Origin of the sequence: Umezawaea endophytica, from assembly GCF_025061645.1 — a bacterium.
Classification (GTDB): Bacteria; Actinomycetota; Actinomycetes; order Mycobacteriales; family Pseudonocardiaceae; genus Umezawaea; species Umezawaea endophytica.
Genome location: NZ_JANYMP010000028.1, coordinates 29,314 through 41,576, shown reverse-complemented (window position 1 = coordinate 41,576; position 12,263 = coordinate 29,314). Strand labels below are relative to the sequence as shown.

The following is a 12,263-nucleotide window of genomic DNA, read 5'->3' as shown; positions in this document are numbered from 1 at the left end:
CCTTAGGCTGGCCGCATGTCTGTGGGAACCCTGGTCCTGCTCCGCCACGGCGAGAGCGTGTGGAACGCCGAGAACCTGTTCACCGGCTGGGTGGACGTGCCCCTGTCGGAGAAGGGGGTCGCCGAGGCCAAGCGCGGAGGTGAGCTGCTCAAGGCGGCGGGGGTGCTGCCGGAGGTGCTGCACACCTCGTTGCTGCGCCGCGCGATCTCGACGGCGAACCTGGCGCTCGACGCCGCCGACCGGCACTGGATCCCGGTGAAGCGGGACTGGCGCCTCAACGAGCGGCACTACGGGGCGTTGCAGGGCAAGAACAAGAAGCAGACCCTGGACGAGTTCGGCGAGGAGCAGTTCATGCTCTGGCGTCGGTCGTACGACACCCCGCCGCCGCCCATCGAGCCCGGCACCGAGTTCAGCCAGGACGCCGACGCGCGCTACGCGGACCTCGGCCCCGACCTGCCGCTGACCGAGTGCCTGCTCGACGTCGTGAAGCGGATGCTCCCGTACTGGGAGTCGGCGATCGTGCCGGACCTGCGCGCGGGCAAGACGGTGCTGGTCACGGCGCACGGCAACTCGCTGCGCGCGCTGGTGAAGCACCTCGACGGCATCTCCGACGACGACATCGCGGGCCTCAACATCCCGACCGGCATCCCGCTGCGCTACGACCTGGACGAGGCGCTCCAGCCGATCACCAGGGGCGGCCTCTACCTCGACCCCGACGCGGCCGCGGACGCCATCAAGGCCGTCGCCAACCAGGGGCGCTAGACCAACCCCGGATCAGACCAACCCGGATCAGACCAACCCCAGCTCACGGGCGCGCGATCCCGCCTGGAAGCGGGACGTGGCGCCCATGGCGGCCATCAGCTCGGCCACGCGGCGGCGGTACGTGCGCAGGGACAGCCCCAGCGCGCGTGCCGCCGCTTCGTCCGTCAGGCCGTCGTTCAACGCCGTCAGGATTCCGGGCGTCAGCGGCCGCAGCTCGACCATCGACGCGTCGTGCACCTCCAGGGGGCTGGCGGCCCGCCACGCGGCCTCGTAGAGCGCGTGGATGCCCTGCACGGCCTCCGGGGCGGAGATGACGCTGTAGGACCGCTCGCCGCGCGACATGTCGCCCGCCATGATCACGAACCGGTGGCCGAGCAGCAGCGTCTCGTTCAGCTCGTCGGCGGTGACCCGGACCTCCGCGCCGTGCTCGGCCATCACGTGCGCCTGCTGCGACCACGACGGGTCGAGCATCGCGCTGAGCCGGAACATCTTGCGCAGCCGCTTGAGCCTCCTCGGGTTCGGCTGCGGCTCCGGGTTCGTCCTCCACCAGGTGAACAGCGTGTTCGCCGCGCACGCCAGCTCGTCGACGTCGAACAGGTGACCCGCCCTCGCGAACAGCTCGCGCTCGCCGTGCACCACCTCGATCAGGTCCATGCCCCGAGCATGGCAGCTTGTGGCCACGAGGTGCGGGTGGTGGCAGGTTCCGTCCACCCTGGTGGCATGGACTTGAAGGTGAAGCGGATCGGGTACGGCGCCATGCAGCTCGCGGGACCGGGGGTGTTCGGGCCGCCGAAGGACGCGGACCAGGCCCGCGCGGTGCTGCGCCGCGCGGTCGAGCTGGGTGTCGACCACATCGACACCAGCGACTACTACGGACCGCACGTCGTGAACGACCTCATCCGCGAGGCGCTGCACCCGTACCCCGAGGACCTCGTGCTGGTCACGAAGGTCGGCGCCAAGCGCGACGACACGGGGGCGTGGTTGCCCGCGCTGTCGCCGGACGAGCTGCGCTCGGCCGTGCACGACAACCTGCGCAGGCTCCGGGTCGACGCCATCGACGTCGTCAACTACCGGGTGATGGACGGGGGCTCGTCCGTCCGGGAGGGCTTCTCCGCGCTCGCCGACCTCCAGCGCGAGGGGCTGATCAAGCACCTGGGCGTCAGCAACGCGACGATCGGCCAGCTCGCCGAGGCGCGGGCCATCGCGCCGGTGGTGTGCGTGCAGAACCACTACAACCTCGCCCACCGCGACGACGAGGCGCTGGTGGACGAGTGCGCCGCCCAGGACATCGCCTACGTGCCGTTCTTCCCGCTCGGCGGGTTCCAGCCGCTCGACCTGGAGCACCTCGAGACGGTGGCGAAGCGGCACGGCGCGACCCCCCGCCAGGTGGCTCTGGCGTGGCTGCTGCACCGCTCGCCGAACATCCTGCTCATCCCCGGCACGTCCTCCCCGGCCCACCTGGAGGAGAACCTGGCCGCGGGCGGGTTGCGGCTGTCCGAAGAGGACCTCGCCGAGTTCTGAACGCCGGATGGACACGACTGGGTGAACACGGGTTGGCCGGGCGAAGAACAAGCCGTCCAGCGGGTGTCGCGGGAGTCACGGTTGGCCGTTCCGCTCTAGGCCGCGACCACCCTGACCTGCCTACACTTCGAACGTGACCGCAACGGGTTACCTCGCACTGGTGGTCGGCCTCGTGCTGATCGGCGGCGCGGCCTTCTTCACCGGCCGCGCCACGGTCCGCAGGACGAGCTCGGCCACGACCGGACTGACCGTCGCCGACCTCATGGCGATGGTCGTCCAGTCGTCCCACGACGGCATCGTCGTCCTCAACGGCTTCGGCGACGTGGTGTTGAACAACGCCCGCGCCGAGGAACTGGGGGTCGTGCGCAACAACCGCGCCGACGACCGGGCCAGGAGGGCGTCCGAGATCGTCCGCCGGACCGGTGAGGTCGTGCACGTCGACCTGTCGCAGTTGGAGGTCAAGGGGGGCCGGCAGGCCCAGGCCGTCCACGCGCGGGTGATGGTGCTGACCGAGGGCTTCACCGTCGTGGACGCCTCCGACGAGTCGGAGGCGGTGCGGCTGGAGGCGACGCGGCGCGACTTCGTGGCGAACGTCAGCCACGAGCTGAAGACGCCCGTCGGGGCGCTCGCGCTGCTCGCCGAGGCCGTCCTGGACGCCGTGGACGACGAGGAGCAGGTCCGGAAGTTCAGCGCGAAGATCATGCAGGAGGCGACCAGGCTGGGCACGCTGGTGACCGAGCTGATCGCGCTGTCCCGGCTCCAGGGTGCCGAGAAGCTGCCCGAGCTGACCGCCGTGGAGGTCGACACCGTCGTGTCCGAGGCGCTGGGCCGCTCGCGGCTGGGCGCCGAGTCGGCGGGCATCGCGATCAGCAGCGACGAACCGGCCGGTCTGGTCGTCGAGGGCGACCGGATGCTGCTGGTCACGGCGTTGAGCAACCTCCTTGACAACGCTGTCGCCTACTCGCCGCCGGGCAGTCCGGTGTCGATCAGCCGCAGGCTCGTGGACGGGTTCGTGGAGATCGCCGTGACCGACCGCGGCATCGGCATCGCCGAGGACCAGCAGACCCGCGTCTTCGAACGCTTCTACCGCGTCGACCGGGCCCGTTCGCGGGCCACCGGCGGCACCGGGCTCGGCCTGGCCATCGTCAAGCACGTCGCGCTGAACCACGGCGGCGACGTGAAGCTGTGGAGCCTGCCGGGCACCGGTTCGACGTTCACCCTCCGCATCCCCGTCCACCTCGACCAGGTGGACGGGGTACTGACCCTGCCAGAGCAGGAACTCGCCACAACGCACGGAGGAGAGCTGTGACCAGGGTGCTCATCGTGGAGGACGAGGAGTCCTTCGCCGATCCGCTCGCCTTCCTGCTCCGCAAGGAGGGCTTCACCGCCGCCCTCGCCGCGACCGGGCAGGAGGCGCTGGAGGAGTTCGACCGCAACGGCGCCGACATCGTCCTGCTCGACCTGATGCTGCCCGGCATGAGCGGCACGGACGTGTGCAAGCAGTTGCGCCTGAGGTCCGCCGTCCCGGTGATCATGGTCACTGCGCGGGACAGCGAGATCGACAAGGTCGTCGGCCTCGAACTGGGCGCCGACGACTACGTCACCAAGCCCTACTCGGCCCGTGAGCTCATCGCCCGGATCCGCGCGGTGCTCCGCCGCGGCGGCGAGGCCGAGGAGCTGTTGCCGCAGGTGCTGGAGGCGGGGCCGGTCCGGATGGACGTCGAGCGGCACGTCGTCACGGTCGACGGCGCCGAGGTGAGCCTGCCGCTGAAGGAGTTCGACCTCCTGGAGTACCTGCTCCGCAACGTGGGCCGGGTGCTCACCAGGGGCCAGTTGATCGACCGGGTGTGGGGCGCGGACTACGTCGGCGACACCAAGACGCTGGACGTGCACGTCAAACGCCTGCGGTCCAAGATCGAACCCGATCCGTCGATCCCCAAGCACCTCGTCACCGTCCGGGGTCTCGGTTACAAGTTCGAGTCCTGACCCGGCCGACCGGGTACGGTGCACCGCGTGCGCCTCGGGGTCCTCGATGTGGGGTCGAACACCGTCCACCTGCTCGTGGTGGACGCCCATCGGGGTGCCCACCCGACGCCGATGAGTTCGGAGAAGTCCGTGCTCCGCCTGGCCGAGCAGCTCGACGACACCGGGCAGCTCACCAGGGCGGGCGCGGACCACCTGGTCCGGACCATCGCGGCCTCGAAGGCCACGGCCGAGCGGCTGGACTGCGAGGACCTGATGGCCTTCGCCACGTCCGCCGTGCGCGAGGCGGGCAACGCCCCCGAGGTGCTGGACCGGGTGCGCAACGAGACCGGCGTCGACCTGAGGGTGCTCACCGGCGAGGACGAGGCCCGCTACACGTTCCTGGCGGTCCGCCGCTGGTACGGGTGGTCGGCGGGCAGGCTCCTGTGCCTGGACATCGGCGGCGGCTCGCTGGAGCTGGCCGTGGGCGTGGACGAGGAGCCCGAGGAGGCGTTCTCCGTCCCGCTCGGCGCGGGCAGGCTCACCAGGACGAGGTTCCGCAAGGACCCGCCGAGCCGCTCCGAGATCCGCGATACCACCGAATGGCTGGACGGACAACTGGCCTCGGTGGCGAAGAAGCTACGCCGTTCGGGTACACCTGATCGTGTGGTCGCCACGTCGAAGACCTTCCGCACGCTCGCCCGCCTGACGGGTGCCGCGCCGTCCTCCGCCGGTCCGAGGGCGCACCGCGTCCTCACCGACGCGGGGCTTCGGCAGTTGATCGCCTTCGTCTCGCGGATGTCCGCGAACGACCTCGCCGAGCTGGAGGGCGTGAGCTCCAGCAGGTCACACCAACTGGTCGCGGGGGCACTCGTGGCCGACGCCACGATGCGAGCGCTGTCACTCACGCAGCTCGAAATTTGCCCCTGGGCCCTGCGAGAAGGTGTCATCCTCCGCCGGTTGGACCACACTAACGGCTCGGAACAGACCGCCCCGACGGCTCCAGGCCAGCAGCCGGGTGACACTGGACGTTCAGCCCAGCACGGAGCACGGTGGAGTTGATGAGTCGAGAGAGCGAGTCCGAGCAGACTCAGCGGACGGTCGCTGAGCTTCTTGCCCAGTACGGCGCCAGCGCGGGCGACGCCCCGCCGCGGCGTCGACGTCGGCGTGCGGAGGACCCGACCGACACGGCTCCGCAGGCGATCATCGAGCGGATCAACTCGGACAGCGGCGAGATGAAGGTGATCGACCCGTCGGTCGAGCCACCCGCGACCCGCACGGGCAGGCGCGCGAAGCCGGACGTGGACCCGGACCGCACCCAGTACGCGGCCCCGGTCCGGCCGGAACCCGCGCGCGCCGAACCGCCGAAGGCGGGCCCGCCCCCCAGGGTGGAGCCGCCGAAGGCCGGTCCGCCGCCGCGCGTCGAGCCGCCGCGAGCGGCCCCGGTGCGCCCGGAGCCGCCGAGGGTCGACAAGGCGCGGCCCGAACCGCGCCGTCCGGAGCCCCGCCGCGCGGTGCCCCCGGTCGACCCGGCCGAGGAGACGCGGCAGGTGCCGCCGATCGTCGACGAGTACTCGCTGCCGTCGATCCCCAAGCCCGGCGGGCTGCCCGAGCACCCGTCCCGGCCGAACCTGCCGAAGCCGGAGCAGTCCTCGCGGGCGAACCTGCCCAAGCCGGAGCAGTCGTCGCGCGCGAACCTGCCGAAGCCCGAGCAGTCGTCGCGGGCCAACCTGCCCAAGCCGGACCCGTCGCGGACGAGCGTCGTCCGCCCGCCGGTGCCCCCGCCGCCGCCGGTCCGCGAGGCGATGACCGAGGTCATCCCGCGCGTCCCCGGCGACGCGGGCCCGGACGACACCCAGATCACCCAGGCCGTCCCGCTACTGCCGCCCGCGCCGCGGAAGCTGCCCGACCCGCTCCCGGACGCCCGTCCGGAGGAGTGGTTCGGCGACGACGACCCGGAGTTCTCCGAGCAGGAGCACACCGCGGCCCACCCCGGCCCGTTCGTGGACGACTACTCGGACGACTACTCCGTCGACCGCTTCAGCGCCAGGGCCCCGGCCGGCCTCGCCGACCTCGACGAGGACGAGGTCGAGGAACTGGCCGAGGAGGTCGACGACGACGTCGAGCGCTCCCCGGTCAAGGAGTGGCTGGTCATGATCGGCCAGCTCGCGGTCGGCGTGCTCGGCGGCGCCGCGCTGTGGCTCGGCTTCAACTTCCTGTGGCGCGCCATCCCGGCGGCGGCGCTGGTGCTCGCGCTCGGCGTGACCGTCGGGCTGGTGCTGCTGGTCCGCAAGATCCGCAAGGCGGACGACCTCCAGACCACGCTGCTCGCCGTGCTCGTCGGGTTGATCGTGACGGTCTCACCAGCGGCGATGCTGCTGGTGAAGTCTTGACCATCCCGGTAGGGCTCTCCACGGCATCGGTCTGGCCGCAGCCCGCGGGCGCCGCGTTCGAGCTGGCGGCCGAACTGGGCTACGACGGCGTCGAGGTCATGGTCTGGGCCGACCCGACCAGCCAGGACGTGCGGGCGCTGGAGCGGCTGAGCCAGCGCACCGGCGTGCCCGTGCTGGCCGTCCACGCGCCGTGCCTGCTGATCACCCAGCGGGTCTGGTCGCCGGACCCGGTCGAACGGCTGCGCCGCAGCGTCGAGGCCGCGGGCGACCTCGACGCGCGCACCGTCGTGGTGCACCCGCCGTTCCGCTGGCAGCGCCGCTACGCCGACGGCTTCGCCGACCTCGTCGAGTCGCTGGAGGACTCCAGCGGCGTCGACGTCGCGGTGGAGAACATGTTCCCCGTCCGCCGCGCGCTCGGCCGCGGCCGGTCCGTGCAGGTGACGGCGTTCGCCCCGTCCATCGACCCCACGGACGTCGGCCACCGGCACTACACGCTCGACCTGTCGCACACCGCCGCGGCGGGCGTCGACGCCGTCGAGCTGGCCAAGCGGATGGGCGACGGCCTCACCCACATCCACCTCGCCGACGGCAGCGGCGCGGCCAAGGACGAGCACATGGTGCCCGGCCACGGCAGCCAGCCGTGCGCCACCGTGTGCGAGAACCTCGCCCGCGGCGGCTTCTCGGGCCAGGTCGTGCTGGAGATCAACACCAGGCGCGCCAAGGGCGCCGCCGAACGGTCGCGGATGCTCGCGGAGTCCCTGCTGTTCGCCCGCCTGCACCTGGACTGGCAAGCCGCGCGCTGAACGCCGCCGACCCCGTAAGGTCAGTCGCGTGAACCCGTTGCGCTCCTTGATCCTCGCGGCGGCGGGCAACGACGCCGTTCGCGGGCTCGTGGCGTCCGCCCCCGTCAGTCGAGACGTCGTGCGCCGGTTCGTCGCGGGCGAGTCGACGGCGGAGGCCGTCGAGGTCACCCGCTCGCTCGCGGCCGACGGGCTCACCGCCACCCTCGACCACCTCGGCGAGGGCACCACCAACCGCACGCAGGCCGAGCGCACCGTCCGCGCCTACCTGGAGCTGCTCGACCGGCTGCACGCCACGGGCCTCGCCGACAAGGCCGAGGTCAGCGTCAAGCTCTCCGCCGTCGGCCAGTCGCTCGGCGAGAACCTCGCGCTCACCAACGCGTCGCGCATCTGCGCCGCGGCCGAGCAGTGCGGCACGACCGTCACGCTCGACATGGAGGACCACACCACCACGGACTCCACGATGCGCGTGCTCGCCGAGCTGCGCCGGAGCTGGCCGTGGGTGGGCGCCGTCCTCCAGGCGTACCTGCGCCGCACGCTGGACGACTGCCGAGAGCTCTCCGGCAGCCGCGTCCGCCTCTGCAAGGGCGCGTACGCCGAGCCGGACGCCGTCGCCTACACCGACCCGCACGAGGTCGACCTGAACTACGTCCGGTGCGTGAACGTCCTCCTCGCGGGCGACGGGTTCCCCATGTTCGCCACCCACGACCCGAGACTGGTGGACGTGATCGGCGAACGGGCGCGTTGGCACGACCGAAAGCCCGGTAGTTTCGAGTACCAGATGCTGTACGGGATCCGGCCCGCCGAGCAGCGACGGCTAGCCTCGGAGGGGAACGTGGTCCGTGTGTACGTGCCGTACGGCGAGCAGTGGTACGGGTACCTGGTGCGGAGGCTGGCGGAACGCCCGGCCAACGTCACCTTCTTCCTGCGGTCGCTGGTCAGCCGCTCATGACAACTCGTACGAGGAGCTCGGTGCCCACGTTCACGGCCGCCAGTGCAGTGCGTTCGCTCGGAGACGGCACCTACACGGCAAGCCTGCCCGCGGAGTGGACCATCGGTCCGAAACCGCACGGCGGCTTCCTCCTGGTGCTCGCCGCCCGAGCCGCCGTGAGGACCGCGACCGACGCGGTTCCCGGCACCGAGGGCCTGGCGCCCCTCGCCGTCAGCTCGCAGTTCCTTCGGGCCCCCGAAGTCGGTCCCGTGCTGCTGCGCACGGAGATCCGGAAGTCCGGTCGGACCGCGACGGTCGTCTCGACGACCATCGAGCAGCGCGGCCGGAGCTGCGTCGAGTCGGTGGTGACGGTCGGCCGCATCCCCGAGCAGGCCCCGGACTACTCGAACCTGCCGACCATCCCCGCCGAGCCGCCCGCCGACGCGATCGACCTCAGCACGATGGAGTCGGGCGGCGTCTACAAGCTCGGCGCCGTGTGCGACGTGCGGCTCGACCAGCAGGGCGCGGGCTTCCTGACGGGCCGCACCGGCGACCCGCTCGTGCTGCGCCTGTGGGTCCGGCCGAAGGGCGAACGCCCCGACCCGTACTTCGCGCTGGTCGCGGGCGACATCTCGATGCCGGTGACGTTCAACCTCGGCCGGTTCGGGTGGTCGCCGACGGTCCAGCTCACCGCGTTGACGCGCGCGAACCCGGCGCCGGGCTGGCTGCGGGTGCAGGTGTCGTGCAGCGCGGTGCACGGGCAGTGGTTCGACGAGGACACCGTCGTGATCGACGCGACCGGGCGCCTGGTGTGCCAGTCGCGCCAGTTGGCGCTGACACCCGCCGGGTAGGGCCCGCTGGTCGACCGAGTCGAAGGGCACGACCTCGCGCGCACCCACCGCCCTGATCTCCGGGGCGAGCATCGAGGGCCCGGCACTGGCCTACTGGCTCAACGCCAGGGGGTGGCGGACCACCGTCGTCGAGCGCTTCGACGAGCCGCGCGAGGACGGCCAGAACATCGACGTCCGCGGCCCGCTCGCCACCCGCTTCGGCGACCTCGCGTCGAGGTTCTCCACCCCGCCGGCCGACGCGATCACCCTGCCGACGTACCCGGTCGTGCGGGCGCCCGCTCCGGGCTGAGCCGCCCCGGCCCGCTCACCGAATCCGCTCGCACCCCCATGGCACCCTTGTCGCCATGACGACGATCGCCGTGCTGGGCGCGGGCAAGATCGGGGAGGCCCTGCTGTCCGGCCTCCTCCAGGGTGGCCGGGATCCCCACGAGCTGCTGTTCACCGAGAAGCACCCGCTGCGCGCCGAGGAGCTGGCTAAGCAGTACGGCACGGACGCTGTGGACGTGGCGCAGGCCGCCGCGCGGGCGGACGTGCTCGTGGTCGCGGTGAAGCCGCAGGACATCGAGCCGCTGCTGGACGAGCTGGCGCCGGTGGTCCGGCCCGGCGCGCTGGTCGTCTCGCTCTGCGCGGGCCTTCCGACAGCCCTGTACGAACGCAGGCTGCCCGAAGGCACCGCCGTGGTCCGGGTCATGCCCAACACGCCGATGCTCGTCGGAGAGGCGATGAGCGCCATCTCCGCGGGTGCGCACGCGGGGCCCGAGCACCTCGACCTGGTCGAGGAGCTGCTGTCCACCGTCGGCCGGGTGGCCCGCGTCCCCGAGGCGCAGCAGGACGCCGTGACGGCGCTGTCGGGCTCCGGGCCCGCGTACTTCTTCTACCTCGTCGAGGCGATGATCGACGCGGGCATCCTGCTCGGCATCCCGCGCGACCTCGCAGGCCAGTTGATCATCCAGTCCGCGGTCGGGGCGGCGACGATGCTGGCGCAGGGCGACCAGCACCCGGTGATCCTGCGCGAGGCCGTCACCTCGCCCGCGGGCACGACGATCATGGCCATCCGCGAGCTGGAGAAGCACGGGGTGCGCGCGGCGTTCCTCGCGGCCATCGAGGCGGCGCGCGACCGTTCGGCCGAACTGGGCCGGGCGCACGAGGACGGGTGACCGCGGATCGGGGACTTTGCACGTCGCAGTAGCCCCACCTGTCCCGCTACTCTCGGGAGCAGCACGTGCGTGTCGAACCGTCGGTGGGGAAGCCGACGGCACGACACGTGTCGAAGGACGCGGTGATAACCATGCCTGCGAAGGAGAACGATCGATCGAGCCTCGTTCAGGTCCAGTTCCTGACCGTGGCCGAGGTGGCCTCCATGATGCGTGTCTCGAAGATGACGGTGTACCGGTTGGTGCACTCCGGCGAGCTGCCCGCGGTCCGCGTGGGCAAGTCGTTCAGGGTGCCCGAGAAGGCCGTGCACGCGTACCTCCAGAACGCGTATTTCGACGCCGGGTGACCTCCCGGTCAAGACCGGTGTGCGGCGCGGGGTAAACTGGGCAGCCGTTCGTGCCTGGTGTCGGCGCGCCTGCTTGACGGGCGCACGTCCGTAGGTTGCACCGGAGCATGGAGAACCACCAACGTCTAGTAGCTAAGGAACCCGCATGGGCTCGGTCATCAAGAAGCGCCGCAAGCGCATGTCGAAGAAGAAGCACCGCAAGTTGCTTCGCAAGACTCGCGTTCAGCGTCGCAAGCGCGGCAAGTAGCCCACGCGCGGGTTCTTCATCAGCGCTCGACTGCCGCCGATCCCGGTCTCCGGGGTCGGCGGCAGTTGTGTTCGCACCGCCCACGTCCCAACGCGTGGGAGCAGGACATACCCTGACGAGATGGACTCGGTCCGATCGGGTGATTAGTCGGTAAAGCCTGCGTGACCTGCGTCAAGAGAACGTTCACACGGACTGCCGTTACCCCGATTGCTTGTAGCCTTTGACCAGTTCCAGCACCTGGACATGGAGTCGCATGGCGCCGAAGGTCGTTCTCGTCACCGGAGTGAGCCGCTTCCTCGGCGGCAACCTCGCCGCGCGGTTCGCCGCGAACCCCGACATCGAGCGCGTGCTCGGTGTCGACACCGAGCCGCCCCCGCGGGACCTGCTGCGCCGGATGGGCCGCGCGGAGTTCGTGCGCGCCGACATCCGCAACCCGCTGATCGCCAAGGTCATCGCCACGGCGGGTGTCGACACGGTCGTCCACGCGTCGGTCACCGCCAACCCGGCGGGCCCGACCGGTCGGACGGTCATGAAGGAGATGAACGTCATCGGCACGATGCAGCTCCTGGCCGCGTGCCAGAAGTCGCCGCACGTGCGCAAGCTGGTCGTCAAGTCGACCAGCGCCGTCTACGGCTCCAGCCCCCGCGACCCCGCCGTGTTCGCCGAGGGCATGAGCCCCAAGGACCTGCCCTCCAGCGGCTACGCCAAGGACGCCGTCGAGGTCGAGGGCTACGTCCGCGGCTTCTCCCGCCGCCGCCCGGACGTGGACGTCACCACGCTCCGGTTCACCAACTTCATCGGCCCGCGCATCGACACCGTGCTCACCCGGTACTTCGCCCTGCCGGTGGTGCCCACGGTGCTCGGCTACGACGCGCGCGTCCAACTCCTGCACTCCGAGGACGCACTGGCGATCCTGGAGCGCGCCACGATGCACGACCTCCCCGGCGTGTTCAACGCCGGCGGCGAAGGCGTGCTGCTCCTCTCGCAGGCCATCCGCCGCGCGGGCAGGCTGACCCTGCCCGTCCCGAGCGGTGCCGTGCCGAGCGTCGGCCGCTTCTTCCGCAGCGCCCGACTGGTCGACTTCTCACCCGACCAGATGCGATTCCTCAACTGGGGTCGGGTGGTCGACACCAGCCTGCTCAAGCGCGAGTTCGGCTTCACCCCCCGCTGGACGACGCGCCAGGCCTTCGACGACTACGTGAGCGGCCGCGATCTGCGCCCGCTCATCGGCACGGAGCGGGTGGAGGCGATCGAGCGCGGACTCCTCGACGCGGCCGCCAAGCTCCGCTAGTCAC

At 71.3% G+C, this 12,263-nt stretch carries 15 protein-coding genes; 13 read left to right on the top strand and 2 right to left on the bottom strand.

What is annotated here, in order from left to right:
* Positions 1-15: 15 nt before the first annotated feature.
* Positions 16-762 carry a phosphoglyceromutase gene (locus NZH93_RS39780; protein WP_259628486.1) on the top strand — a complete coding sequence of 249 codons (747 nt, stop codon included), beginning with the start codon at positions 16-18 and terminating at the stop codon, positions 760-762.
* A 27-nt stretch (positions 763-789) separates the two neighbouring features.
* On the opposite strand, the gene NZH93_RS39775 is transcribed toward NZH93_RS39780, so the two are convergent.
* Complete coding sequence (locus tag NZH93_RS39775) at positions 790-1,416, bottom strand: helix-turn-helix transcriptional regulator (protein WP_259628485.1); 627 nt, start codon at positions 1,414-1,416, stop codon at positions 790-792.
* Between the two features lie 66 nt (positions 1,417-1,482).
* Between NZH93_RS39775 and NZH93_RS39770 the strand changes: the two genes are divergently transcribed.
* The 8 genes from NZH93_RS39770 to NZH93_RS39735 all read left to right on the top strand — a co-directional run bounded on the left by NZH93_RS39770 (position 1,483) and on the right by NZH93_RS39735 (position 9,220).
* The gene (locus NZH93_RS39770) at positions 1,483-2,283 is read left to right on the top strand and encodes an oxidoreductase (protein WP_259628484.1); all 801 of its coding nucleotides are present in this window, start codon (positions 1,483-1,485) and stop codon (positions 2,281-2,283) included.
* Positions 2,284-2,416: 133 nt separating this feature from the next.
* Complete coding sequence (locus NZH93_RS39765) at positions 2,417-3,592, top strand: sensor histidine kinase (RefSeq protein ID WP_259628483.1); 1,176 nt, start codon at positions 2,417-2,419, stop codon at positions 3,590-3,592.
* On the top strand, positions 3,589-4,269 hold the full coding sequence (locus NZH93_RS39760; RefSeq protein WP_259628482.1) for a response regulator: 681 nt from the start codon (positions 3,589-3,591) through the stop codon (positions 4,267-4,269). The genes NZH93_RS39765 and NZH93_RS39760 overlap by 4 nt, the downstream gene beginning before the upstream one ends.
* Positions 4,270-4,296: 27 nt before the next feature.
* Positions 4,297-5,307, top strand: a complete 1,011-nt coding sequence (locus NZH93_RS39755) for a Ppx/GppA phosphatase family protein (protein ID WP_259628481.1) — start codon at positions 4,297-4,299, stop codon at positions 5,305-5,307.
* A complete protein-coding gene (locus NZH93_RS39750) occupies positions 5,307-6,638 on the top strand; it encodes an Rv0497 family membrane protein (protein ID WP_259628480.1) in 1,332 nt (443 codons plus the stop codon). Before NZH93_RS39755 ends, NZH93_RS39750 begins: the two co-directional genes overlap by 1 nt.
* A complete protein-coding gene (locus tag NZH93_RS39745) occupies positions 6,635-7,441 on the top strand; it encodes a sugar phosphate isomerase/epimerase family protein (protein WP_259628479.1) in 807 nt (268 codons plus the stop codon). The genes NZH93_RS39750 and NZH93_RS39745 overlap by 4 nt, the downstream gene beginning before the upstream one ends.
* A 28-nt stretch (positions 7,442-7,469) precedes the next feature.
* Positions 7,470-8,390: a proline dehydrogenase family protein gene (locus NZH93_RS39740; protein WP_259628478.1), complete on the top strand. Its 921-nt coding sequence runs from the start codon at positions 7,470-7,472 to the stop codon at positions 8,388-8,390.
* 20 nt (positions 8,391-8,410) lie between these two features.
* Positions 8,411-9,220: a thioesterase family protein gene (locus NZH93_RS39735; RefSeq protein ID WP_372506977.1), complete on the top strand. Its 810-nt coding sequence runs from the start codon at positions 8,411-8,413 to the stop codon at positions 9,218-9,220.
* Positions 9,221-9,310: 90 nt separating this feature from the next.
* Here NZH93_RS39735 and NZH93_RS39730 read toward each other — a convergent pair whose 3' ends face one another.
* Complete coding sequence (locus tag NZH93_RS39730) at positions 9,311-9,466, bottom strand: hypothetical protein (RefSeq protein ID WP_259628476.1); 156 nt, start codon at positions 9,464-9,466, stop codon at positions 9,311-9,313.
* 98 nt (positions 9,467-9,564) lie between these two features.
* Here NZH93_RS39730 and proC point away from each other — a divergent pair, with 98 nt between their 5' ends.
* From proC to NZH93_RS39710, 4 genes are all read left to right on the top strand, one after another.
* Positions 9,565-10,377: a pyrroline-5-carboxylate reductase gene (proC, locus tag NZH93_RS39725; protein ID WP_259628475.1), complete on the top strand. Its 813-nt coding sequence runs from the start codon at positions 9,565-9,567 to the stop codon at positions 10,375-10,377.
* Between the two features lie 131 nt (positions 10,378-10,508).
* Positions 10,509-10,721 carry a helix-turn-helix domain-containing protein gene (locus NZH93_RS39720; protein ID WP_259628474.1) on the top strand — a complete coding sequence of 71 codons (213 nt, stop codon included), beginning with the start codon at positions 10,509-10,511 and terminating at the stop codon, positions 10,719-10,721.
* A gap of 145 nt (positions 10,722-10,866) precedes the next feature.
* Positions 10,867-10,968, top strand: a complete 102-nt coding sequence (locus NZH93_RS39715; protein WP_015105422.1) for a 30S ribosomal protein bS22 — start codon at positions 10,867-10,869, stop codon at positions 10,966-10,968.
* Between the two features lie 253 nt (positions 10,969-11,221).
* A complete protein-coding gene (locus tag NZH93_RS39710) occupies positions 11,222-12,259 on the top strand; it encodes an NAD-dependent epimerase/dehydratase family protein (RefSeq protein WP_259628473.1) in 1,038 nt (345 codons plus the stop codon).
* Positions 12,260-12,263 lie beyond the last annotated feature (4 nt).